The sequence below is a fragment of the Mycobacterium farcinogenes genome, from assembly GCF_019739075.1.
Taxonomy (GTDB): domain Bacteria; phylum Actinomycetota; class Actinomycetes; order Mycobacteriales; family Mycobacteriaceae; genus Mycobacterium; species Mycobacterium senegalense.
The window spans coordinates 2116170-2140745 of the sequence record NZ_CP081673.1 but is presented as its reverse complement, the minus strand read 5'-3'; the positions used below and the strand labels follow the sequence as shown (position 1 = coordinate 2140745).

The 24576-nt window shown below is 67.9% G+C and carries 22 protein-coding genes; 9 read left to right on the top strand and 13 right to left on the bottom strand.

What is annotated here, in order from left to right; genetic code table 11:
* Window positions 1-55: 55 nt before the first annotated feature.
* Both K6L26_RS10110 and K6L26_RS10105 read left to right on the top strand, forming a co-directional pair.
* Window positions 56-1276 (top strand): acyl-CoA dehydrogenase family protein, encoded by a 1221-nt coding sequence (locus K6L26_RS10110; RefSeq protein WP_043367891.1) that lies wholly within the window; start codon window positions 56-58, stop codon window positions 1274-1276.
* Window positions 1277-1301: 25 nt separating this feature from the next.
* Window positions 1302-2654, top strand: coding sequence for an LLM class flavin-dependent oxidoreductase (locus tag K6L26_RS10105; protein WP_221853072.1), 1353 nt, complete (start codon window positions 1302-1304; stop codon window positions 2652-2654).
* Window positions 2655-2670: 16 nt separating this feature from the next.
* Here the strand turns inward: K6L26_RS10105 and K6L26_RS10100 are convergent, their stop codons facing one another.
* Window positions 2671-5304 carry an AAA family ATPase gene (locus K6L26_RS10100; RefSeq protein ID WP_019343780.1) on the bottom strand — a complete coding sequence of 878 codons (2634 nt, stop codon included), beginning with the start codon at window positions 5302-5304 and terminating at the stop codon, window positions 2671-2673.
* Window positions 5301-6452, bottom strand: a complete 1152-nt coding sequence (locus K6L26_RS10095) for a metallophosphoesterase family protein (RefSeq protein ID WP_019343781.1) — start codon at window positions 6450-6452, stop codon at window positions 5301-5303. The genes K6L26_RS10100 and K6L26_RS10095 overlap by 4 nt, the downstream gene beginning before the upstream one ends.
* A gap of 111 nt (window positions 6453-6563) precedes the next feature.
* Here K6L26_RS10095 and K6L26_RS10090 point away from each other — a divergent pair, with 111 nt between their 5' ends.
* Window positions 6564-7085, top strand: a complete 522-nt coding sequence (locus K6L26_RS10090; RefSeq protein WP_174551584.1) for a SixA phosphatase family protein — start codon at window positions 6564-6566, stop codon at window positions 7083-7085.
* On the opposite strand, the gene K6L26_RS10085 is transcribed toward K6L26_RS10090, so the two are convergent.
* A complete protein-coding gene (locus K6L26_RS10085; RefSeq protein WP_019343783.1) occupies window positions 7082-7636 on the bottom strand; it encodes a DUF3558 domain-containing protein in 555 nt (184 codons plus the stop codon). The two genes, K6L26_RS10090 and K6L26_RS10085, sit on opposite strands and share 4 nt — an antisense overlap.
* Entirely contained in the window at window positions 7636-8229 is a 594-nt protein-coding gene (locus K6L26_RS10080; RefSeq protein ID WP_076111654.1) for a DUF3558 domain-containing protein, read from the bottom strand. The genes K6L26_RS10085 and K6L26_RS10080 overlap by 1 nt, the downstream gene beginning before the upstream one ends.
* A gap of 117 nt (window positions 8230-8346) precedes the next feature.
* Between K6L26_RS10080 and K6L26_RS10075 the strand changes: the two genes are divergently transcribed.
* From K6L26_RS10075 to K6L26_RS10065, 3 genes are read left to right on the top strand one after another with little or no spacing between them, the layout of a single operon-like run.
* Entirely contained in the window at window positions 8347-10092 is a 1746-nt protein-coding gene (locus tag K6L26_RS10075) for an ABC transporter ATP-binding protein (protein WP_221853071.1), read from the top strand.
* Window positions 10089-11981: an ABC transporter ATP-binding protein gene (locus tag K6L26_RS10070; RefSeq protein WP_221853070.1), complete on the top strand. Its 1893-nt coding sequence runs from the start codon at window positions 10089-10091 to the stop codon at window positions 11979-11981. Before K6L26_RS10075 ends, K6L26_RS10070 begins: the two co-directional genes overlap by 4 nt.
* Window positions 11982-12017: 36 nt before the next feature.
* Window positions 12018-14183, top strand: a complete 2166-nt coding sequence (locus K6L26_RS10065; RefSeq protein WP_221853069.1) for a molybdopterin-containing oxidoreductase family protein — start codon at window positions 12018-12020, stop codon at window positions 14181-14183.
* Here the strand turns inward: K6L26_RS10065 and K6L26_RS10060 are convergent.
* Both K6L26_RS10060 and K6L26_RS10055 read right to left on the bottom strand, forming a co-directional pair.
* On the bottom strand, window positions 14180-14710 hold the full coding sequence (locus K6L26_RS10060) for an ATP-binding transcription factor AbmR (protein WP_019343788.1): 531 nt from the start codon (window positions 14708-14710) through the stop codon (window positions 14180-14182). The genes K6L26_RS10065 and K6L26_RS10060 overlap by 4 nt on opposite strands.
* Window positions 14711-14786: 76 nt before the next feature.
* Window positions 14787-14990 carry a hypothetical protein gene (locus tag K6L26_RS10055; RefSeq protein ID WP_019343789.1) on the bottom strand — a complete coding sequence of 68 codons (204 nt, stop codon included), beginning with the start codon at window positions 14988-14990 and terminating at the stop codon, window positions 14787-14789.
* 90 nt (window positions 14991-15080) lie between these two features.
* On the opposite strand from K6L26_RS10055, the gene K6L26_RS10050 reads away from it, so the two are divergent.
* A complete protein-coding gene (locus K6L26_RS10050) occupies window positions 15081-15965 on the top strand; it encodes an AIM24 family protein (RefSeq protein WP_019343790.1) in 885 nt (294 codons plus the stop codon).
* On the opposite strand, the gene K6L26_RS10045 is transcribed toward K6L26_RS10050, so the two are convergent.
* From K6L26_RS10045 to K6L26_RS10020, 6 genes are all read right to left on the bottom strand, one after another.
* Entirely contained in the window at window positions 15946-17208 is a 1263-nt protein-coding gene (locus K6L26_RS10045) for an MFS transporter (protein WP_019343791.1), read from the bottom strand. The two genes, K6L26_RS10050 and K6L26_RS10045, sit on opposite strands and share 20 nt — an antisense overlap.
* Window positions 17205-18293 (bottom strand): PLP-dependent cysteine synthase family protein, encoded by a 1089-nt coding sequence (locus K6L26_RS10040; protein ID WP_064894704.1) that lies wholly within the window; start codon window positions 18291-18293, stop codon window positions 17205-17207. The genes K6L26_RS10045 and K6L26_RS10040 overlap by 4 nt, the downstream gene beginning before the upstream one ends.
* 74 nt (window positions 18294-18367) lie before the next feature.
* Window positions 18368-18751 (bottom strand): putative copper homeostasis (lipo)protein LpqS, encoded by a 384-nt coding sequence (locus K6L26_RS10035; RefSeq protein WP_221853068.1) that lies wholly within the window; start codon window positions 18749-18751, stop codon window positions 18368-18370.
* The gene (locus K6L26_RS10030) at window positions 18748-20964 is read right to left on the bottom strand and encodes a heavy metal translocating P-type ATPase (RefSeq protein WP_280639572.1); all 2217 of its coding nucleotides are present in this window, start codon (window positions 20962-20964) and stop codon (window positions 18748-18750) included. The genes K6L26_RS10035 and K6L26_RS10030 overlap by 4 nt, the downstream gene beginning before the upstream one ends.
* Complete coding sequence (locus K6L26_RS10025; protein WP_221853067.1) at window positions 20961-21776, bottom strand: DUF8832 domain-containing protein; 816 nt, start codon at window positions 21774-21776, stop codon at window positions 20961-20963. The genes K6L26_RS10030 and K6L26_RS10025 overlap by 4 nt, the downstream gene beginning before the upstream one ends.
* A 13-nt stretch (window positions 21777-21789) precedes the next feature.
* A complete protein-coding gene (locus K6L26_RS10020) occupies window positions 21790-21996 on the bottom strand; it encodes a heavy-metal-associated domain-containing protein (RefSeq protein WP_036394887.1) in 207 nt (68 codons plus the stop codon).
* Between the two features lie 99 nt (window positions 21997-22095).
* On the opposite strand from K6L26_RS10020, the gene K6L26_RS10015 reads away from it, so the two are divergent.
* Window positions 22096-22812, top strand: coding sequence for a response regulator (locus K6L26_RS10015; RefSeq protein ID WP_019348753.1), 717 nt, complete (start codon window positions 22096-22098; stop codon window positions 22810-22812).
* Window positions 22809-23897 carry a HAMP domain-containing sensor histidine kinase gene (locus K6L26_RS10010; protein WP_221853066.1) on the top strand — a complete coding sequence of 363 codons (1089 nt, stop codon included), beginning with the start codon at window positions 22809-22811 and terminating at the stop codon, window positions 23895-23897. Before K6L26_RS10015 ends, K6L26_RS10010 begins: the two co-directional genes overlap by 4 nt.
* Here the strand turns inward: K6L26_RS10010 and K6L26_RS10005 are convergent.
* Window positions 23894-24523 carry a DUF305 domain-containing protein gene (locus K6L26_RS10005; RefSeq protein WP_221853065.1) on the bottom strand — a complete coding sequence of 210 codons (630 nt, stop codon included), beginning with the start codon at window positions 24521-24523 and terminating at the stop codon, window positions 23894-23896. The genes K6L26_RS10010 and K6L26_RS10005 overlap by 4 nt on opposite strands.
* Window positions 24524-24576: the final 53 nt, after the last annotated feature.

The following is a 24576-nucleotide window of genomic DNA, read 5'->3' as shown; positions in this document are numbered from 1 at the left end:
TTCGGCCTGATCCAAACGCGTGCCCATCGATAGCCCGTTCGGATACAACGGTGCCATGACCACCGTTGAGAACGTGACCCGTGTTTTGCCCGGTACGCCGGAATGGGACGACCTGCTGGCCTCGATCGCCGCAGGCGCCAAGGACCGCGACCTCAATGACGAGAATCCCTTCGACCAAGTCTCCGCGCTCAAACGGGCCGGGTTCGGCACCCTACGGCTGCCCGAGTCCCTCGGTGGCGCCGGATTCACCGTGCCGCAACTGTTCTCCGCGGTGATCGACGTGGCCAAGGCGGATCCCATTGTGGCCCATATCTTCCGAACCCACTTCTGGTTCACCGAAGAGCGGCTGCGCAGCGCCGACGATCCGGTATCACAGCACTGGCTGGGCAAGATCGCCGAGGGCAAGATCTTCGGTAATGCCTTCAGCGAGAAGGGTTCGCTGGCCGTGGGCAGCCTGGTGTTCAACACCCGCCTGCTCCCCGACGGCGCGAACCCGGGCACCTTCCGGCTGACCGGCGAAAAGTACTACAGCACGGGCACCCTGTTCTCGGACTACCTCACCGTCACCGCCACCACCGATCACGACTCGGTGGCCAGCGTCCTGGTGCCCGCCGACCGCGACGGCGTACGGCTGGTCGACGACTGGGACGGGTTCGGCCAACGCCGCACCGGAACGGGTACCACGACGTTCACCGACGTCGCGGTCGCCGCCGACGAGATCCTGACCGACGCGCCGTATGACGCCGAACCCGTCCCGACCGTCCAGTACGCCTCGCTACAGCTGTTCATCCACGCCGTGGTCGCGGGCATCCTGGCCAATGTCGTCGACGACGGCGTGGCCCTGCTGCGCTCGCGCGAACGCAATTTCAGCCATGCGGTCGCCGAGCGGCCCACCGACGATCCGCTGCTGCAACGCCAGCTCGGCGTGCTGGCCAGCACCGCCTATGTGGCACGAGCCGCCGTTCTCGATGCGGCCGCAGCGATCGGTGCCGCCACCGACTCCGCGGTCGACGGAGTTCCCGATCCTCGCCTCGCCGCTGAGGCGCAGCTCAAGGTCGCCAAAGTCAAAGTGCACCTCGACGACGTCGCGCCCGAGGCCGCCACCCGACTGCTCGAGCTGGGCGGGGCCAGCGCGGCCTCCCGGCAACGCAATCTCGACCGGCACTGGCGCAACATCCGGACCATCACCCTGCACAACCCGGTGGCCTACAAGGCGCGGGTGATCGGCCAGAACCTGTTGCACGGCACGCCCGTTCCGGCCAACGCCTACTTCTGACCGTTCGTTCTCCGACAGGAGTGACATGAGCCGACAACTGCATTTCGGTGGGTTCCAGATCGCCTCGCAGGTCACCCACAGCCACGCCGCATGGCGGCACCCGGGCAGTGACACCGCGTTCACGACGCCCGAGTACTACCACCGCATCGGGCGCATCCTCGAACGCGGCAAGTTCGATTTCGTGTTCTTCGCCGATCTCCTGGCTGCCCCGGTGCGCTACGGGGCTGACATCACCGAGCCGTTGCGTCGCGGTACCCAGGCCACAGCGACACTGGACCCCTCGATCGTGGCAGCCAGCATCGGTGCGGTGACCTCGAAACTCGGTGTGGCGATCACCAAGTCCGCGACCTACTTCCACCCCTACGAACTGGCTCGCATCTTCTCCAGCCTCGACCACATCACCCGTGGGCGAGTCGCCTGGAACATTGTGACGTCTCTGACTCAGGGCGAAGCGCAGAACTTCGGGCAGGACGAACACCTCGATCACGAGTTCCGCTACGAGCGGGCCGACGAATTCGTCCGCACGGCACTGGAGCTGTGGGCGAGCTGGGATCCCGACGCACTCGTGCTCGACAAAGCCGACGGTGTATTCGCCGATCCGTCACGGGTCCGCCAGGTCGACCACGACGGGCAGTTCTTCCGCACCCGCGGGCCGCTGAACGTGCCACATTCTCCGCAGGGCCGGCCTGTACTGATCCAAGCGGGGTCGTCGAACACCGGGCGTGACTTCGCCGCCAAGTGGGCTGAGGCGATCTTCGAGATCGACCCCACGCCGGAGGGCCGGCGCGCCTACTACGACGACATCAAGTCCCGGGCAACCAATTTCGGACGCAATCCCGACGGAGTCCTGATCTTCCCGGCGTTCATCCCGTTCATCGGCGAGACCGAGTCGATCGCCAGAGAGAAGCAGGCGTTCCACAACGAGTTGGCCGACCCGATCTCGGGTCTCATCACGCTGAGTGTGCACACCGACCATGACTTCTCGGGATACGACCTGGACGCACCCGTCGAGGACGTCCAGGTCTCCGGTGCCCAGGGGTTGTTCGACACTGCGCGCCGGGTGGCCAACCGCGACAACCTGACCCTGCGGGATGTCGGCAAGTGGTACGCCCAGGGCGTTCTGCTACCCCAGTTCGTGGGCACCGCGCGCCAGGTGGCCGACCAGATCGAGGAATCGTTCGCCGCGGGCGAAGCCGATGGGTTCATGGTGTCGGCAGCCCAAACTCCGGGCACCTTCAACGATTTCGTCGACTATGTGGTCCCGGAGCTGCAACGGCGCGGCCTGTTTCGCACCGAGTACACCGGTGAAACCTTGCGCGACCATCTGGGATTGACACAGTTGCCGAGGCCGCAAGGCATCAGCCACGCCGTCGCCTAGCTTTCGGTAACCGAAGCTAGGCCGATATGGCGATGTGGTGGGCGCCCTGCACGCTGGCGTAGCGCTCCGGACTGCACGTCAACACGATGACCTGCCCGTCCCCGCCGACGGCGTCGAACACGGCGCCCATCTTGGTCAGCCGGTCCGGATCGGTGAAACCGAGTGCGTCGTCGATGATGACGGGCACGCTGTCCTCTTTGGCCACCATCGTGGCGCCGGCCAGCCGCGCCACGATGGCCAATTGCTCCTTGGCGCCGCCGGACAGCGATTCGTACGGAACCGTCCGACCGGACAGCGTGCGGGTCCGGATGTTCAGATCGCTGTCGACGTCGACCTCGAAGTCCTCACCGAACACCAGCCGGCCCAGCCGCTGCACCTCAAGGCGGAACGGATCGGCGTAACGCTGTCGGGTGGCGTCGCGGTGACGCGCCATCACCGACCGCAGCGTCTCGGCCGCGCGGGCCCGCCGGTGCACCCGGAGATACTCGGCGTGGGCGTGTTCACGCTCGGTCTCGGCCGCATCGAGATGGCCCTTGCGCCCTTGTGTGCCGTACACCTTGAGCTGAGCGGCCACTTCGCGCAGACCTTCGACCGCCATGTCGTGCCGGGTGTCGAGCTGCTCGGCCCGGCGCGCTGCGTCATCGAGCGCCGCGCGCACCGCATCTGGTTCAGTTGCCGACAATGCGGTCCGCAGCGCAGCGACCCGGCCCGCGGTGGCGGCCGCTTCCTCGGCTGCGGCCTGGGCCGTGACCGCCAGCGCATCGTCGCCGGTCTGCGCACGCTGCACCTCCAGGCGACCGCCGGCCACCGTCAGCTCGGCCTGGGCCGTGGTGAGCTTGTCGCGCAACACGCTGCAGCGAGTCGACTTCTCGGACAACTTCTTGGCTGCCGCGGCGACCACCTTGCGGCTGGTCTCGCAGTCGGCGACCGCTTGCCGGTGCGCTGCCACCGCGGTGTCGAGCTCGGTGCGGGCGCTCCCGGAATCGGCGGGCCCGGACAACTCGAACAGCCCGTCCGCATCCGGCTGACCGGCTCGCAACTGCGTCAGCCGTGCCCGCAGGGCCCTCAGATCGTCGTCACCGGTGAGCGCTGCTGTGGTGGCGCGCAGCCGTTCCCGGCTGCTGAGCAACTCCCGACGGCGGATGTCGAGGGCGCGCGCGGCGTCGACACCGTCAACCCCGGCTGCGGCCAGCGCAGCGCTCAACGCAGTCTGGGCCTCGTCCAGACGTGCCTGGGTCTGCGCGGCCGGGGTGCCCGGCACCACGCGCACCGTGAGCACCCCGGGGACGTCGATCTCGGTGTCCGCGGTGGTGTTGACCGACCAGGGTTGTCCGGCGACCAAGGAAACCTGCGCCTTGTCCACCCGGACTTCACGATCGGCAACTGCCACGAGTTCGATTCGGGCAGAGGCTAGTTCGGCCTGCCCCGCGGCTCGTTCCACCGCCACCGCGGCCGCTTCGATGGCGCGCATTCCGGCGTCGTCGAGGGCGATCTCAGCGAGTTCCCGGGTAACCACGTCGAGGTCACGTACGCCGGCGTCGATCTTGCTCAACCGGGTGGCCAGCCGGTCGGCCTCATCACGCTCGGTCATCCGGGTCAACGTGGCGCGAGCAGCCTCCACCCGGGATTCGTGTTCCTGGGCGGCCGCTGCGGCTCGCTCGGCCGCTTCCTCGGCGGCCTCATGAACCTCACGCGCCGTGGCGGTTTCGTCGTCGGCCACGGCAAGCGCGGCCTGAAGCTCGGTGATGGTGGCAGCGCGCTCGTCAAGTTCGGCCCGCAGCCGTCGGCGTTCGGTGAGCGCCGCGGTCGATGCGGCCTCAGCCACCCGGGCAGCCTCGGCCACTACCTCGGCTTCCTTGAGCCGCTGGGTGAGGGCGGCAACCTCGTCGGCAGCTTCGCGGGCCGCGGCCAGGCCCGCACGAGCCGCTTCGCGTTGCGCGGCCAAACCCGCGACCTCCACGCTGAGTTCGGCATGGCGGCGCACCGCGTCATCGACTTCGGCCACAGCTGCCGCGCAGTGCGCGACCTGCTCCTCGGCGGCGGCGAGCCGCTTCGTCACCGCCGCCCACTCACCGGTGGGACGGCCGGTGGCGGTGAAGTAGCGCAAGTACTCCGCATCGATCCGCTCGATCAGCAGCGGCTCGTCCCCTGAGAGCGCGACGGCCTCACCCGCCGCCACGTCCAGGGCCCGGGCCAGCGCATCTGATCCCGACAGGTCGACCGGCGCGGTCGAGCTGGCCTGCAATACGCGCTGGGCCTGCCACAGGCTGGTGTCCACGGTCTCGGCAAGCATGGCCAGCACCCGCTCGTGCGCCTCATCTCCGCTGAGCTGTTCGCGGACCGGCGCCAGCACCGTCAGCTGGGTCTCGGCCCGCTTGTGAAAGCGTTTGCGATACATGAACCGGTAAGGGCCGGTGGAGATTTCGGCGGCCACCTCGGCGCCGACGTCAGCATGGGTCGGCTTGACCTGCTTGACTTCCTTCTTCCCCGAGCGGTCCTTGGCCTCCAGCAGCAGATCGAGCGCCTCGATCATCGAGGACTTGCCGATCTCGTTGGCGCCGCTGACGACCACCACACCGTGATCCGGGAACTCGATCTCGCGGTGGGTGATGCCGCGGTAGTTGGTCAGAACCAGGCGGTGAAGTTTCATGCCGCGCTCCCCCGGTCGACCAGACGCAGCAACAGACCCAGAGCCGCGCGCGCGTCGTCGGCTGCCGCGCCATCGGTGCGGGCGGTGGCCACCAACTCGTCCACCGCGGCCGCCGCGAACCCACCGATGCCCAGGTCGTCGAATTCACCGTCGGCAGGCAAGACCGCGAGTTCGGTGTGCCGCTCCCACTGGGTGAGCGCCGCGAACAACCGAGCGTAGCGGTCAAGGCAGGCGTCCAGCGCGGCCTTGTCGGTCACGGTCAGCGAACCCGTCAAGGCCAGCCGCACAACGGTACGTTCCTTGTCTTCCAACAGATCCAGATTCAGATCCAGATCCGCCACGTCTCGATCGGTGTCCACCTCGCGACGCAGCGTGATGAACCGCCACCGGCCCACGCGCTGCGAGTCGACCCGAACGCCACGATGCGGATCGGTCTCGTCGATCTCGACCACCAGCACGTGACCCGGATCCGATTCGATGTCGTCGTAGTTCGTCACCTCCGGTGAGCCCGAGTACCAGACCCGGCCGGTCGACCCGACCTGCGTGCGAGAGTGCTTGTCCCCCAACGCCACATAGTGAACCGCGCCCCGAGCCAGCGCGTCCTCGACGGCGGCAAGCCGGATCAGCGACGGCTTGTCCTTGTCCGGATCGAGGATGTCGACCCCACCGTGGCCGACCACCACCCGGGTGACCCCGTCGGCCGGCAGATCGGCCAACACGTCCCCGATCAGATCCGACGTGGGCGCCTTGGACCGCCACGGCGCGGCCACGATCTCCAGCCCCGGGCGTACCTCGTGCACCCCCGCACGGTCGAGGACCACGACATTGTCCGGGCATTCGGCGGTGAACAGTGCGCTGGTGTAGACCGACGCGGCATCGAGCGGGTCATGGTTGCCCGGCAGCAGATAGACCGGCACGCCGATGGCACGCATGGCTTCCAACGACAAGCTGACCTCACGCGGGGCCAACTGGTTGTGCTCGAACACGTCGCCGGACACCACGACGAACTCAGCACCCGAGGCCGCGGCCACCGGGCCGAGGGCCGCCACCGCCTCCCGGCGCGACGCCGAGTAACGGGGCTGGGCCTCACCGTTGAGGAAGTGACGGGTCATGCCGAGTTGCCAGTCGGCGGTGTGCAAGAAACGCATCGGCCCCGTCCCTTCTGTGTCTCTTCGGAAGCAAGGCGAGTGTAAAACCGTGGGCCGACAAGTCTCGGGACCTACAGCGGCATGGCCCCGGGCTTGCCTATTCTGTTGAGAATGGCCGACCCCGACAGCCCGATCAGAACCCTGCTATTGATGCGTCACGCCAAGTCGGACTATCCCGACGGGGTGGCCGACCACGACCGTCCCCTGGCCGCGCGCGGCATCAGGGAAGCCGGGCTGGCCGGAGACTGGATCCGGGCCAACTTTGCCGCGGTGGACGCGGTGCTGTGCTCGACGGCGACGCGCACCCGGCAGACGTTGGAGCGCACCGGCATCGACGCACCCGTGCAATTCGCCGAACGCCTCTACGATGCCCGGCCGGGCACCGTGATCGACGAGATCAACGCGGTGGCGTCGCGTTTCGGTTCCGACCCGTCCACCCTGCTGGTCATCGGCCACGAACCGGCAATGTCCGCGGTCGCCCTCGGCCTGGCCGACGGCTCCAACCGCACTGCGGCCGAGAGCATTTCGTTGAAGTTCCCGACCTCGGCCATCGCGGTGCTGCGCAGCAGCGCCCCGTGGGACCAGCTCGCGCTCGGCGGCGCGACGCTGGTGCGCTTCCACGTCCCGCGTTAGGAGTTGGTGGCCAGCGTCAGTTCCATGAGCTTGATGGCCATCGGGCAGGCGTCGATGCCGGGCCCCTGCGGGTTGACCCACCAGCCGACCACACCGGCCGCGTCGCTGGCCACGCCGCAGGCCCCGTTGAGCCCGTTGGGCCTCATGACGATCGAATCGACGCCGGCGATCCGGCGTTGCTCGATCGCGTACTGCAGCTTCTCTGCCGTTTGACGCTCGTTGTCCAGGCTGCCCTGCTCGTACCAGAACCGGGTGATGTCGACCAGCCCGGCCGGGTTGGCCGCCTGCCACCGACACACCGCCCCGACGAACGTGCTCTGGATGTCCAGCGGGTCCGCACCCACCGTCTTGGCGAGGATGTCCGTGGTCAGGACATCACATTCCTTGAGCAGGTTGGGGTAGGTCTTCTCAGACTTGTTGTTGCTCGGGCCGCTGACGGAACCCTCCTTGGCCGCGGTGCCGTCCACCGTGGTGGTGCACCCGGTCAGCCCGACGAACACGGTCAGCCCGGCCAGCGCAGCCGTCACTCCTCTGATCCCGCGTCGCGTCATCATTTGGAATTCACAATCGACTGGCGGGTCAGCTCCTTGGCGACCTCGCACGGATCGGGATAGGGCTTCTGGTCGAAGCTCACCGACCACTCGATGAAATCGTCGTCGAACTGGATGCCGATCTCACACAGATTCACGTCGCCGGCCTTGAGTGGGTTCTCACCGACCGCGATGAAACCGCCGTGGCCCTCGATGTTGATGTCCTCCACGCTCGTCCGGGACAGCTCCTCGGTCTTGCGTTCGCGGCCGATCGGGCTGCCCCTGAACCAGGTGAACGAGAAGTGCGGTCCCAGGATGCTACCGCCCTGCAGCCACTGGCAGCCCGAGGAATTGGTCGCGGTGTTGACCAGCCCCTGCACCTGGGTCAACTCGGTCACCGTCTGGTCCGTCACGCCACCGCAGTGCGGAAAGTGCGGGCCGTGCTTGCCGGCACCGCCGGCGCTCGGCGTCTCGGTCTGAGGAACCTGGGGGGATGCGGGCTCGTCGGTCGAGCACCCGGCGAACACCGGGACCATTGCCGCAGCCAATACCGCCAAGGCTCTGGCATTGCGGAGTAGTGGCTTGGTGGACGTGCGGGCAGTCACGCCATGCACTGTAGCTGCAACGGCCATGCCCCATCCCGACATGCGGACTGACCTGGACTTTCGCCGCGCGGGACACGACGGCCGCAGGACAAGGAACGACACAGGCAGGTGTGCGAGAGTAGCCAGATGCTCTGGGCGCTGCTGCGACAGTATGTGCGGCCGTACCGGCGGCTGCTCGCGGTCGTCGCGACACTTCAGGTGATCAGCACCCTGGCCTCGCTGTACTTGCCGACGGTCAACGCGGCCATCATCGACGACGGCGTGGCCAAAGGCGACACCCGGCGGATCGTCGAACTGGGCGGGGTGATGCTGGCCGTCACCGGTCTTCAGGTGGCATGCGCCATCGGGGCGGTGTTCTTCGGGTCACGTGCGGCCATGGGGTTCGGCCGCGATCTGCGCTGCGCCATCTTCCACCACGTCACCACCTTCTCGGCCGAGGAGACCGCCCGATTCGGTGCCCCCTCCCTGCTGACCCGCACCACCAACGACGTCGGCCAGATCCAGCAGCTGCTGCAGATGACCGCCACGATTCTGATCACCGCCCCCATCATGTCGATCGGCGGCATCCTGATGGCCCTTCATCAGGACGCGGGGCTGTCGTGGCTGCTCCTGATCAGCGTGCCGGTGCTGGCACTGACCAATTTCGCGATCATCAGACACCTGATGCCGATCTTCCGTCGCATGCAGCGGTTGATCGACGGGATCAACCGGGTGATGCGCGATCAGCTGTCCGGCATCCGGGTCATCCGGGCGTTCGCCCGCGAACCCGTCGAAGGGCGCCGGTTCGCCGACGCCAACCAGGCCCTGTCGGCGACCGCCCTGGAAGCCGGGCGGTGGCAGGCGCTGATGCTGCCGGCCACCACGCTGGTGATCAACGTGTCCAGTGTCGCCCTGATCTGGTTCGGCGGGCTGCGCATCGATGCCGGGCACATGCAGGTGGGCTCTCTCATCGCGTTCCTGGCCTATTTCATGCAGATCCTGATGGCGGTGCTGATGGCCGCGGTGCTGGCGGTGATGCTGCCGCGCGCGTCGGTATGTGCCGAACGTGTCAGCGGCGTCCTGTCCACGCGACCCCGCATCACCACCCCGGCCCATCCGGTCCGGCCGCAGACGTTGGCCGGCGAGATCACCTTCGATGACGCGTCGTTCAGCTATCCCGGCGCCGACCGCCCTGTGCTGCAGCAGGTTTCGCTGCGCATACCACCCGGGACCACCATCGCGGTGGTGGGGTCGACCGGCTCGGGTAAGTCCACCCTGCTCGCCATGATCTGCCGGTTCTACGACGTCAGCTCGGGCTCGGTGCGCGTCGACGGCCACGATGTGCGTGAACTCGACCTCGAACAGTTGTGGGCCACGATCGGTCTGGTCCCCCAGCGCGGCTACCTGTTCTCCGGGACGATCGCCGACAACCTGCGCTACGGCGCGGTACCGGGCCAGGAGCTCACCGACGAACAGATGTGGGAGGCGCTGCGGATCGCGGCGGCCGACGACTTCGTGGCCGCCCATCCCGACGGTCTGGACCGCCCGGTCGCCCAGGGCGGTATCAATTTTTCGGGCGGGCAGCGGCAACGGCTCGCGATCGCCCGCGCGGTGATCCGCAGGCCCCCGATCTACCTGTTCGACGATGCGTTCTCGGCGCTCGACGTGCACACCGATGCCCGGGTGCGGGCCGCCCTGCGCGACGTGTCGGCCGATGCCACCGTGGTGATCGTGTCGCAACGAATCTCGACGGTGATGGAGGCCGACCAGGTGGTCGTGGTCTCCGACGGCCGAATCGTCGGCACCGGCACCCATGAGTCGCTGCTCACCGAATGTCCCACCTACGCCGAGTTCGCCGCCTCGCAGGCCATCACCGCCGGAGAACCACGATGACCGGACCTGCGCTGCGCCGCAGCGGCACTCCGGTCGCCCCTGCTGAACGCACGCGGGATTTCCGCGGCTCGGCGCTGCGCCTGCTCAAACGCCTGATACCGCAACGGGGACTGGCGATCTCGGTGGTGCTGCTCGGCGTGGCGGGGATCGTGCTGGCAGTGATCGGCCCGCGGATCCTCGGGCACGCGACCGACCTGCTGTTCAACGGTGTCATCGGCCGTGAACTGCCCGCCGGCCTGAGCAAGGAGCAGGCCGTCGAGGCTGCCCGCGCCCGCGGTGACACCGCGTTCGCCGACCTGTTGTCGGGCATGAACGTGATTCCCGGCCACGGTGTCGACTTCGCGGCGGTGGCCCGTACCCTCGGCCTGGCGCTGGGATTGTACCTGCTTGCCGCGCTGCTGGTTTGGCTCCAAGCCCGGCTGCTCAACGTCACCGTGCAACGCACCATGGTGGCGCTGCGGGCCGAGGTGGAGGACAAGCTGCACCGGCTTCCGCTGTCGTACTTCGATTCCCGGCAGCGCGGCGAGGTGCTCAGCCGGGTCACCAACGACATCGACAACATCCAGGGCTCGGTGTCGATGACCATCAGCCAGTTGCTGACCTCGGTGCTGACGGTGTTCGCGGTCCTGGTGATGATGCTGACCATCTCACCGCTGCTGGCACTGCTGACGGTCGTCACCGTGCCGCTGTCCCTGTGGGTGACGCGCTGGATCACCCGTCGCTCCCAGCCCTTGTTCGTGGCCCAGTGGCGCAACACCGGCCGCTTGGCGGCTCACATCGAGGAGACCTACAGCGGTTTCACGATCGTGAAGACGTTCGGGCACCGAGAGGCCGCGCAACGCCGCTTCGACGAGCTCAACGACGACGTCTACCGGTCCAGCATCGGGGCACAGTTCTTCTCAGGCCTGGTCGGCCCGTCGACGATGTTCATCGGCAACCTCAGTTACGTGGCCGTCGCGGTGGTGGGCGGCCTGCAGGTGGCCGGCGGCCAGATCACCCTGGGCAGCATCCAGGCGTTCATCCAGTACGTGCGTCAGTTCAACCAGCCGTTGGGCCAGGTGGCCGGGATGTACAACACGCTGCAATCCGGGATCGCCAGTGCCGAGCGTGTTTTCGACCTGCTCGACGCCGAGGAGCAGTCGTCCGACCCGGATCCCCCGCTAAAGATCCCCACCGGCCGCGTCGAGTTCGACCGGGTGGACTTCAGCTATGTGCCGGGCACCCCGGTGATCGAGAACCTCTCGTTGGTGGCCGAGCCGGGCACCACCGTGGCCATCGTCGGCCCCACCGGTGCGGGCAAGACGACGTGTGTGAACCTGCTGATGCGGTTCTACGACGTCGACTCCGGACGGATCCTGATCGACGGCGTGGATATCGCGACGGTGAGCCGGCAGTCGCTGCGGTCCTCGATCGGCATGGTGTTGCAGGACACCTGGCTGTTCGGCGGCACCATCTACGACAACATCGCCTACGGGCGGCCGGACGCCTCCGAGGACGAGGTGCTCGAGGCGGCCCGGGCGGCGTACGTGGACCGGTTCGTGCACACCCTGCCGGATGGCTACGCCACCCGGGTAGACGACGACGGCGGTGCCATCAGTGCCGGTGAGAAGCAGCTCATCACGATCGCGCGGGCGGTGCTGGCGCGACCGCGGGTGCTGGTGCTCGACGAGGCGACCAGCGCGGTGGACACCCGTACCGAACTGCTGATCCAGCAGGCGATGGCCGAGTTGCGTCGGGACCGCACGAGTTTCATCATCGCCCACCGGCTTTCGACGATCCGCGATGCGGACCTGATCCTGGTGATGGACGCCGGCCGCATCATCGAACGCGGTACCCACGAGGAGCTGATGTCGCGGCACGGGCGGTACTGGGAAATGACCCGGGTTTAGGCCCGCAAGCCCGTTACAAATTGTAGTCTCAATGTAATGACAACCACGACCGTGCACACCTTCTGCCGGTACTGCCTGGCCTCCTGCGGCCTGGAGGTGACGGTCGAGGACAACCGGGTGCGCAAGATCGCCGCCGACAAGCTCAATCCGCACACCTGGGGCGATTTCTGCGCGAAGGGCCGCACCGCCGGTCAGGTGGTGGAGCACCCCCGCCGGATCCTGGCCCCGATGCGACGAGTCGGCGACACCTATGTCGAGGCCGGCTGGGATGAGGCGATCAGCGACATCGCGCAGCGGATGAACCGGATCATCGACACCGGCGGACCGGACGCGGTGGCGGCCTACTACGGCAATCCGGCCGGATACTCGTCGTCGAACCTGGTGTTCATGAACGCCTGGCTGGATGCCATCGGCACGAACAATGTGTACGCGGTCGGATCGGTGGACCAGAACGCGCTGCACGTGGTGGCCGACGCCATGTACGGGTCACCGTTGATGGTGCCGGTCTCCGATGTGGACAACTGCGACTATTTTCTGATCGTCGGAGCCAATCCCGCTGTGAGCGCCTGGAATTGGGTTGAATCCGTGCCAGGCGGCTGGCGTCGTGCGTTGGCACGGCAGCGGCGGGGCGCGCGCATCGTCGTGGTCGACCCGATCCGTACCGAGAGTGCGCAGGCCGCAGACCTGCATCTGCCGGTGCGGCCCGGCCAGGACTGGGCGCTGCTGCTGGCGATGCTCAAGGTGATCCTCGACGAACAGCGCGAGCACCGCGGCGATTGTGCCGAGCTGGCCACCGGCATGGCCGATCTACGCGCACTGGCCGCCGCGGCCGATCTCGACGACCTGGCCACGCGCTGCGACATCCGCCGCGACGTGATCGAGCAGGTGGCCCGTGAATTCGCGTCGGCGACAGGGGCTATGGCCATCACGCGGACCGGGGTGTCGTTGCACTCCGCGGGCACGGTGGCCGAGTGGCTGGGCCATGTTCTCAACCTGATCACCGGGCGGATGGACCGTCCGGGCGGGCGCCGCTTCGAGCCGGGCTATGTCGACACCCTGCGGCTGGCCGCACTGGCCTCCACCCGTCCACACACGAGCCGGCTGGCCGGGCGGGACATGGTGGCCGGCGCACACGCCCTGGCCGAACTGCCCGACGAGATCACCACGCCTGGTCGTGGCCAGATCCGGGCATTGCTGATCAACTCCGGCAACCCTGTGGTCTCCGGACCGGACGGAGCCAAGCTCGATGCGGCCCTGGCCCAGCTGGACCTGCTGGTGGCCGTCGATCTGGTGCAACGCGAGAGCCACCGGCACGCGCACTGGCTGCTGCCCGCGGTGCACTGGTTGGAACGCGACGACCTGTTGGCCTTCACCAGTGGCATGCACGACGAGCCCTACGTGCAGTTCGGCGTGAAGGCTGTCGAACCGCCGCCGGGTGCCCGCGAGGAATGGCGGGTGTTCACCGATCTGGCGCTGGCCATGCGCCGTCCACTGTTCGGCGCCAAGGGATTCAACGCTTTCGTCCGTGCCACCCGGTGGCTGGCCGCGCGCACCGGGCGGCCCGGCCTGGAGTTCGGGCCGCACTGGATGGACCGCCTGATCGTCCTGACGTCCCGGAAAGTCGACGGGCACAAGCTCACCTGGCGCGAACTAAAGGCGCACCCCCACGGCCTGGTGCTCGGGCCCCGGCGCTTCGGCCGGTTCCGTGCGGCATTACGGACTCCGGACCACAAGGTCCGGGCAGCACCCGCGGAGTTCGTCACGCGGGCCCGTGAACTGCTCGGCACGCCGGATCCCGGGGCGCCGGAGGGATTCCCGTTCGTCCTGGGCAACCGGCGCCGCCGGCATTCGATGAACTCGTGGCTCAACGAGTTGCCGGGCCTGCATCCGGCCGGCAAGGACAACGAGCTACTGATCCACCCCGATGATGCCGCAGCGCTCGGCATCGCGACCGGCGACCGGGTCCGGGTGTTCTCGCCGATCGGGCGCCTGGAGGTGACGGCCACCCTCAGCGACCGGCCCCGCCGGGGCGTCGTCGTGCTCGACCACGGCTGGGGCTCACGGGTATTCGACCCGCGCCACGGCGGCGCACCGGATTCCTACGGGGTCAACCGCAACCTGCTGGCCGACAGCGCGTCGATCGATCCGCTCTCCCAGACCTCGACCCTGGGCTCGGTGTTCGTCGGGATCGAGCGGGTCTAGGCGCCCGGGCCTTCGGCACGCAGATCGTCGACCGCCTTCATGGCGTCGCGCAGCTTGTCCAGCCACTCTTCGGTGTGCTGACCGACCAGGCGCACCGACCAGGCCAGGGCATCCGAGCGGGACCGCGCCACACCCGCGTCGACGAGGGTGTCGAGCACCTGCCGTTCGGGCTGCTTGAGCCGGGTCATGACCGGTACCGCGATGTGGGTGAACAGGATTCGCTCGACGCCGCCTTCGCCGGCAGTTACCTCAACGCCCCAGGACACCTTGCGGTCGAACCGGCCTTGGGCCTCGTCGGCGATGCGCATGCGCTCGGCCCGCGTCTCCTCGCGGAACCGCGCCGCCCGGCCGGAGGCCCGGGCTGCAGTCTCGGAATCCTCGGGGGCCGGCAGCCTGCCGATGACGGTGATCTCTTCACGGTCGACGATCACCGTCGGGTCGCCGCTGAACCAGGAATCGGGCAGTCGGCCCGCGAACCATTCGGCGGCCTCATCCGCGGACCGGCGATGGTGCTGATGTTTACTCATGATTACATGATTACACCGTTACACCGCAGATGGGACGGCGTTCACCACCGGCGAACGCCGCATGTACGGCCGCGGGTCAGTTGCGTTTGAGCAGCAGCGCAGCGCCACCGGCCAGCACCAGGGCGACCAGCAACAGCCCCGCCCACCCCGGCCCGGCGATCCACCACACCGCGCCCAGCACGATGATCACCGGCGACACCGCGAACAGCACCATGCCGGGATGCTGCTTCAAGACAGCGAGGGCACCCTGGGCGCGGATCGGGTCGATTTCCTTTGCCATGGCATCAGAATGCCAGGGGTTCGCCGCAATCGGGACACACTGGCGACTTGTAGCCTGGTGTCGATTTCTCCCCTCCTGACGATTCGAGGAATGACTGTGAACGGAAACTGGCAACCCGGCTGGCTGCCCGATCCTGAAGGCCGCTACGAATACCGCTGGTGGGACGGACAATCCTGGACCGACCAGGTGTCACATCAGGGCCAGCCCGGCCGGGCACCGCTCAGCGCCGCACCGCAGCCGCCACAGCAGTCCCCCGCGCAACCACAGGCCCAAGCCCAGTCCCAGGCCCAACCCACGGGTGACGGATTCGCCGGGATCAGCGGAGATCTCGTCGATGGACGGTTCAGCGAGAAAGAGGCGACACCGATCGCCAACCAGAACAACAAGATGCTGCGGGTACGCCTCGGCGAACCGTTCATGGCGCGACAGGGCTCGATGGTCGCCTACCAAGGCAACGTCGACTTCGCCTTCGAAGGCGGCGGTGCGTCCAAGTTCATCAAGAAAGCGCTCACGGGCGAAGGCCTGCCGCTGATGCGGTGCCAAGGTCAGGGCGATGTGTTCCTCGCCGACCAGGGCTTCGACGTCCACCTGCTGCAACTGTCCAACTCCGGCTTGTCGATCAGCGGCAAGAACGTGCTGGCCTTCTCGTCGGGCCTGGACTGGAACATTGAACGCGTCCGTGGCGGCAGCATCGCCACCGGCGGCCTGTTCAACACCACGCTGCGCGGCACCGGATGGGTAGCGCTGACCACCGACGGTCCGCCGGTGGTGCTCAACGCCGCCGAGGCCCCGACCTTCGCCGACACCAACGCCGTGGTGGCCTGGTCGGCACACCTACAGACCCAGCTCAAGACCAGCTTCAAGGCAGGTGCACTGATCGGCCGCGGCTCCGGCGAGGCCCTTCAGGTTGCGTTCCACGGCAACGGCTTTGTGATCGTGCAGCCTTCGGAAGGGGTCACGGTTCCGATGCAGTGAGCGGCGTACTCGGCGCCAACTTCCCACCGTCGCGCATCAGCAGGTAGAGCGCCGCCGCGGACACCAGCCCGATTGCCGTGAGGCCCAGCCACACCAATTCGGCCAGGCCCGCGGCGCGCGCCGCGCCGATCAGTGAGCCGGTCGCCACGTTGCCCGCCAGGATGCCCACTCCGACCACGGTGTTGTAGAACCCGTAGTGCGTGGCGACCAGCCGATCACCCGACAGCGCCACGACGGTGTCCATCTCGAACGGGAACACCGCTGCCGATCCGAGGGCCAGCAGCGCCGACGACACGAGCAATGCGGCCACCGCGGCGGCGGTGCCGAACCGCCCCCCGTCGGGCACCACAGCCAGCGGGACGAAAGCCGCAGCCAGTACCAGTAGCCCGACAACCAGGCTGCGGCGCGGCCCCCAGCGGTCCGAGAACCAGCGGGTGATACGCAACTGACCGCCCACCGCGATCAGGCCAGACACCACGAACACAGCGGCCACCAAGGCTGTTTCGTTGCCGGGACGTAGCACTGCGGCCTGCAGCGGCAGCGCCAGATACACCTGGAACGACAGCACGTAAGAGCCGATCATGGCAAGTGCGAACAGCAGGAACCCGCGGTTGGCGACGACGCTGCGCCAGTCGTCCAGCACCGAACTCGGCTGCGCCGCCGGCTCGGCACGGTGCCGCGGCAGGGCCAGCAGCTGGGCCACCGTCAACACCGCGAATACCCCGGCCGCAGCCGCGGCGGTCACCCGGAAGTCGAAGGCCAGCAATGCCATTCCCGCCAGCGGACCCAGCAGGATTCCGGCCTGGTAGAACACGTTGAAGGTGGCGAAGGCCTCGACCCGCCGATCACCGGCGTCCGCGGCCAGGTAGGCCCGCACCGCGGGATTGAACAGCGCCCCGGCGAAACCGGTTGCCGCCGAGGCGATCAGCATCGCCGGCAGGGAATCCGCGACGACGAGCAGGCCGAACCCCGCGGTGCGCAACAGACATCCGGCGACGATCAGCGGCTTGTAACCCAGCCGGTCGGCCAGGGTGCCGCCGACGATGAACATGCCCTGCTGTGAGAAGTTGCGCACGCCCAGCACCAACCCCACTGCCCACGCCGCCAGGCCCAGCGGCCCGGCGAGATAGCCGGCCAGGTACGGCATCAGCATGTAGAAGCCCAGGTTGATGCCGAACTGGTTGACCATCAACAGCCGGCTGGGCAGGTCGAAACTGCGGAACTGTCTGATCAGCCCGTTCATCCGGCCACCGCCATCGGATCGGCGACCGTCTCGCAGCGGGTCCACGATTGCACCACCCGGTCAGTGGGATCGGCGATCGTCTCCGGATCCTCGGCCGGTCGGTGGTCGAGCAGGCCGAGCTCTCGGCAGTAATCGTCGTTGTACACCGTGTCGAAATAGCGCTGCGGACCGTCGGGGAACACCGCGGCAATCGTGGTGTCGGCCGGATGGTTTCGGGCCGCCCAACCGGCCACCAGACCGACCGCGCCGACGCTCCAACCGCCACTCGCGTAATACGTCGACGCCAGGGTCCGGGCGGCCCACACCGCGTCTGCCGGCGCGACCCAGTGCACCTCGTCGAACGCACCGTAATCCACGTTGCGCGGATAGATGCTCGACCCCAGACCCCGCATGACGCGCGTTGCGGCGGGCTGACCGAAGATGGTCGAGCCGATCGTGTCCACCCCGATCAGCCGCATCTGCGGATTGAACTCGCGCAACACCCGCGCCACCCCGGCTGAATGCCCACCGGTGCCCACGGAGCAGACCAGCACGTCGACATGGCCGATCTGAGCATTGAGTTCCAGCGCCAGCGGCCGATAGGCCTCGACGTTGTCCGGGTTGTTGTACTGGTCCGGGTACCAGGCGGTTTCGTCGGCGGCGAGCAGTTCCGCCACCCGGTCCCGCCGGGCCTGCTGCCAACCACCGCTGGGATGTGGTTCGGTCACCGTCGATACCTGGGCACCGTAGGCAGCCAGCATGCGTGCGACGATCGGCTCCAGACCGGGATCGGTCACCACGGTGACCGGATGGTGATAAATCGTTCCCGCGAATGCGAGGCCCAGCCCCAACGTGCCGCTGGTGGACTCGATGATGCGGCCACCCGGCTTCAGATCACCGCGGGCGCGGGCCTGCTCCACCATGTACATGGCGGGCCGGTCCTTCATGCCGCCCGGGTTGAACCCTTCGAGCTTCGCCCAGAATCCGCGCCCGGCATCGGCGAAGGGAGTGGACACCCACAGGGTGGGAGTGTGGCCGACCATGGTGTTGGGGCCACGGTTTCGGCGCAGTACGTGGAATGAACGGGTGGACAGAGCATGGTTCATGGATTTGCCGTTTCTGTATCTCGGCACCGCGCTGCGCGCGGTAACTGACGTGGGCAGCGTTGACACGCTGCCTGTCAGCGGCGCGCGATACAGATCCGGAGCAGAAGTTGTTGTCCGGCGAGCGGAATCCGGTGGCGGTCGGGCGGACCCCGCTGGGTACGCACCGCAGCGCATGCGCACAACACCGTGCAGCCGACCACGACCGCCACCACCGACAGTGCACCCGCCGTCACCGCGGTACGTGGCAGCACCGCAGCGGTGAAGGCATCCGGGGAGTGCGGCACCGCACCGTCGCTGACGTGCGGGTGGTCCAGCATCATGGCTTCGACGCCGTTCCCGACCGTGGCAGCGACGGCGTGCGGAAGATGCGGCACCTGGTCGTGAACCGGCGCCTGCCACTGCACGGCGAGCGCTACCGCCCACAGCACGATCGCCAACAGAGCCGTCGGCCGCTTCATCGGAATCGTCTCAGCCGCAGGCTGTTACTGACCACGAACACCGAGGAGAAGGCCATCGCGGCACCGGCCAGCATAGGGTTGAGCAGCCCCGCGGCAGCCAGCGGCAACGCGGCCACGTTGTAGGCGAAGGCCCAGAAAAGATTGCCCTTGATGGTGGCCAGCGTGCGCCGGGACAACCGGATGGCGTCGGCGGCCGCCCGCAGATCACCGCGCACCAGGGTGAGGTCACTGGCCTCGATCGCCACGTCGGTACCCGTCCCCATCGCCAGGCCCAGGTCGGCCTGGGCCAGCGCCGCGGCGTCGTTGACGCCGTCACCGACCATGGCCACCACCCGGCCCTCGTCCTGCAGCCGCCTGATCACGTCGACCTTGTCCTGCGGCAGCACCTCGGCGTAAACCTCTTGCACACCAACCTGTTCGGCGATCGCGTGGGCTGCCGCCTGGTTGTCTCCGGTCAGCATGATCGGCTCGAGACCGAGGTCACGCAACTGCCCGATCGCCGCCTTGGAGGTCGGCTTGACCGCGTCGGCGACCACCAGCACCGCGCGAGCCTGCCCGTCCCAACCCACGGCAACAGCCGTGCGGCCCAACTCCTGCGCTTCGCGCATCGCGCTATCCAGGTCCGGCGGCAACTGCTGTCCCCAGTCGGCCAGCAACTGACGGCGTCCCACCACCAGGGCATGACCGTCGACGACACCCTGCACCCCGAGCCCGGCCACGTTGGCGAAATCCTGGACCGCCGGCAACTCGCCGACCTTGTCACGGGCACCCTTGGCGATGGCCCGGGCGACCGGGTGCTCGGAGCCGTCCTCGACCGCTCCGGCCAACCGGAGTACCTCGGCGGGATCCTCGCTGTCCGCGGTGATCACGTCCAGCAGTGTCATCGCCCCGGTGGTCACCGTCCCGGTCTTGTCCAGCACCACGGTGTCCACCCGGCGGGTCGACTCCAGCACCTCCGGCCCCTTGATCAGAATGCCGAGCTGGGCGCCACGCCCGGTGCCGACCAGCAGGGCCGTCGGGGTTGCCAGGCCTAGCGCACACGGACAGGCGATGATCAGCACCGCCACCGCGGCGGTGAACGCCGCAGCCACCGATCCGCCTGTGCCCAGCCAGAAGCCGAGGGTCCCGACGGCAAGCGCGATGACGACGGGGACGAAGACCGCGGACACCTTGTCGGCCAGGCGCTGCGCCTGCGCCTTTCCGGATTGCGCGTCCTCGACCAACCGAGCCATCTGGGCCAGCTGGGTGTCGGACCCGATCCGCTTGGCCCGCACCACGAGCCGACCGCCGACGTTGACCGTAGCGCCGACCACCTGGTCGCCCGGACCGATCTCGACCGGGACCGATTCACCGGTGAGCATCGAGGCGTCCACCGCCGAGGAACCGTCGACCACCTCGCCGTCGGTGGCGATCTTCTCTCCGGGCCGGACCACGAACTCGTCGCCCACGGCGAGCGACTCGATGGGAATGCGTTGTTCCGCACCGTTTCTCAGTACCCCGACATCTTTGGCACCGAGCTCGAGCAGGGCCCGCAGAGCGGCCCCGGCACGTCGCTTGGACCGCGCCTCGAAATAGCGGCCGGCCAGGATGAAGGTGGTGACGCCCGCGGCGACCTCGAGATAGATGTTGCCGGTGCCGTCGGAGTGCGAGATGGACAACGTGAACGGGTGCGTCATACCCGGCATCCCGGCGGTGCCCCAGAACAGCGCGTAGAGCGACCAGCCGAACGCCGCGATGGTGCCCATGGAGATGAGCGTGTCCATGGTCGCGGTGCCGTGCCGCAGATTCGTCCAGGCCGCCCGGTGGAACGGCAATGCGCCCCAGACCACGACCGGTGCGGCCAGGGTCAAGGAGAGCCACTGCCAGTTGGTGAATTGCAGCGCTGGGATCATCGCCATGGCCACCACCGGGATGGTCAGGACGGCCGAGACGATCAACCTGGTGCGCAACGGCGCAGCCGGATCGTCCTCGACATGGTTCTGGCCCGATTCGGCGGCGGGCAATTGGGCTGTGTAGCCCGCGGTTTCGACAGCCTCGATCAGCTCTTGGGGCGTCACCTCACCCGCCACGTCCACCGTGGCCTTCTCGGTGGCGAAGTTCACCGTCGCGGTGACGCCGTCGAGGTTGTTGAGCTTGCGCTCGATGCGTCCGGCGCACGAGGCACACGTCATCCCACCGATCTCCAGTACGACATGGCCGGTGGCGGTACTCACGATGCCCCCTCAACGGTGAATTCGGCGGTGTGCACCGCGTTGCGGTGCTTGAAGTCCAGGAACAGCCGGTAGGTGCCGGCACTGGGAAGTGTGGTGTGGAAGGCGATCTGCGGACCCGGCGCGGTGGCCGGGTCGGCCGCGTCGCTCATCGGATGGACGTGCAGATATTCCAGATCCGACGCACGCACGGCGACCAGGTGCCCATAGGCGCCCAGGTACGGCTGCAGATCCGTGACGGGCTTGCCGTCCCGATTGATCGACAGCGTCAGCTCCGATGGTTGACCTGCCTTGCCCAGTCCGGCGAGTGTGACGGTATAGCCATCGACCGTGGCCGTGGTGGACGGCGCCGGGAGCGGCCGCGGCTGGTAGTTACCGCCGACGGTCAGGTCCGCCCCCACGGTGGCCGCGTGGCCATCTGCCGGCACGAAGTCGGCGAACACCCGGTAGTCGCCGGGTTTGGCCAGATCCAGCGGAACGCTCCAGGTACCGGAGTCGTCGAGCACCGGATGCACGTGCTGATAGTCGGCGAGATCGCGGCGCACCACGATCAGATGCAGCAGTTTTTCGTGGCTCTCGACGTAGTCGGTCACCGGGGCGCCCGAGCGGTCCACGACGCGGAACCGCAGCGGCACCGAGGTGCCGGACGGCAGCGCAGCCTCATCGAGTTGAAGCGTGTACACCCCATTGTGGCCGGCATCGTGGCCCGTGACCGGGGCAGTGCTCGGGGTGACCGCAGCGCCGACCCCGAAAGATACGGCGAACACCATCGCGAGTCCGACGACGAACCCGATGAGTTTCTGCGGTGCGCTCATGATCGGCCTCTGCTCAACTCGCGACGGCGTAACCGGCCTCGGTGACCGCGTCACTGATGGCGGAGGCGTCGAGCTGGTTCTCGCTGTCGATGGTCACCAGACCGGTAGCCAGATCAACCTCCACGGTGCGCACACCGGGCAGGGCACCGACCTCCTCACGCACCGACGTCGCGCAGTGCCCGCACGTCATGCCGGTGACGGTGACAGTCTGGGTGCTCATGCAAGTTCCTCCTCAGTGGGCTTGGCTCTCGCCTCATACTATACCCCCCTAGGGTATGAAACGGTGATGCGCCCTGCCCCACTCCTGCACTATGGGCTGATGGAGCACAATCCGGGCGGCTACCGGGCCCTGGTGGTCGACGACGAAGCCCCACTGGCCGAGGTGATCGCCAGCTATCTGACCCGCGAACAGTTCGAGGTAACCCTGGCCCACGACGGATCCGAGGCCCTGCGGGTGGCCCGGGAGGTCGACCCCGACGTAGTGGTCCTGGACCTCGGCCTGCCCGGCATCGACGGCGTGGAGGTGTGCCGATCGCTGCGCACGTTCTCCGACGCCTACGTGGTGATGCTGACCGCCCGCGACACCGAGATGGACACCATCGTCGGCCTTTCGGTCGGCGCCGACGACTACATGACCAAACCGTTCAGCCCGCGCGAACTGGTGGCCAGGATCCGGGCCATGCTGCGCCGGCCCCGCGTCTCCTCCCCCGCCGCCTCCGACGGCCGGGTGTTCGGTGCGCTCCGCATCGACGTCGACGGACGCCAGGTGTTCCTGGACGACGTGCCGATCATGCTGACACGCACCGAATTCGACGTACTGGCCGCCCTGTCCGCCCGTCCCGGAGTTGCGCTCAGCCGTCGGCAGATCCTCGAATCCGTCTGGGAGACCACCTATGTCGGTAACGAACACCTCGTCGACGTCCATATCGGTCACCTCCGCCGCAAGCTCGGTGACGACCCTGCCGATCCGCTGTACGTGATCACAGTGCGCGGGGTCGGGTACCGGATGGGCACCGGGCAGGAAGCCCAGAGATGACCGTCGGACTGCGCACGCGACTGCTCTCGGCCCAGGCCCTCGTGCTGGCCGCCGGCGCCGGCACGACCGGACTGGTGGCCGCCATCGTAGGGCCGCCGTTGTTCCGCGAACACCTCCACCGCGCAGGGGTATCCGGCGACTCGGCCGAGCAGATGCATGCCGAGGAGGCCTATGTCTACGCGACGGTGATCTCGATCGGCGTGGCGTCGTGCGTCGCGATACTGGCGGCGCTGCTCGTCACCTGGTACTTCGGCAGGCGCCTGCAGCGATCGCTGACCCAGGTGTCCCAGGCCGCCACGGCCATCGCCGACGGCCACTACGATTCGCGGGTTCCGCCGGCCCACCTCGGTGACGAGTTCGCTTCCCTGGAAAGTTCTTTCAATCAGATGGCCGGACGCCTGGAAGCCGTCGATGCCAGCCGGCGCAGGCTGTTCAGCGATCTTGCTCACGAGATCCGCACTCCCGTTTCGGTTCTGGAGGCCTACTTCGAAGCCATCGAGGACGGCGTGAGAACCCTTGATCCTGAAACCGTTTCGATGCTGCGCCAGCAGACCCACCGGCTGGTGCGGTTCGCCGGCGATGCCGCCGCCCTGGCCAAGGCCGAGGAAAGCCCCGCCACGATCACCCCAGCGCCGGTGGCGACGGAGACGGTGGTGGCCGCCGCGGCCGCCGCGGCTGCGGACCGGTTCGACGACAAGGGCGTCACGCTCTGCCAGCAGGTGGCCGACGGCGTGCCGTCGCTGTGGGCCGACCCGCACCGGCTGGCTCAGATCCTGGGCAACCTGCTCGACAACGCGTTGCGGCACACGCCCGCCGGGGGGCGCGTGACGCTCGCCGCCACCACCGGGCCCGGCCGCAACGTCACGCTCACGGTGACCGATACCGGCGAGGGCATCCCTGCCGAGCATCTGTCCCACGTCTTCGAACGGTTCTACCGGGCCGACTCGGCGCGCGACCGTGACCACGGCGGATCCGGTATCGGCCTGGCGATCGTGAAGGCCTTGGTCGAGGCGCACGGCGGACAGATCACCGTCAGCAGCTCGGGCGCCGGCACCACCTTCACGATCATCCTGCCGACCGGTTAGAGCGAACCCAGGATCTGGCGCATGGTGTCGATCTCCTGCTGTTGGGTGTCCACGATGGCGTGGGCCAGCTCGACCGCAGCGGGATACTGACCGTCCTTGATCTCGTCCTGAGCCATGGTGATCGCGCCTTCGTGGTGGGCGATCATGTGCGTCAGGTACAGCTTGGCCGCCTCCGCGCCCTGGGCGTTGCGCAGTGCGGTCATATCCGTCTCCGACACCATGCCCTGCATCGCGGGCATGTCCCCGTGGCCCATGTCGCCGTGGCCCTGCTGCGGCATCGGGGGCATCGGCGGGTTGCCCCACTGCTTCAGCCAGCCCTGCATCTGCTCGATCTCCGGGGCCTGAGCACCCTTGATCTGCGTGGCCAGGTCCGTCACCCGCGGATCGATGCCCTGCTTGGCCAGCAGCACATCACTCATCTCCACGGCTTGCTGGTGGTGCGGAATCATGTGCTGGGAGAACATCACGTCCGCGTCGTTGTGGGCCTCGGCGGCCGATGGCGAACTTGCTGCGGCCGATGTGGGCGAGGTGCTCGTCGTCGCCCCATCGGTGGATTGGTTACTACAGCCGGCCACCAGGGCCGCCGCGACCAGCGCGCCGGCACTCAACATCGTCAGTTTGGACATGTCTCCAGCGTCCCGCGACTCGGTGTGGCTGTTCTAGTCGTTCGATGAAGATT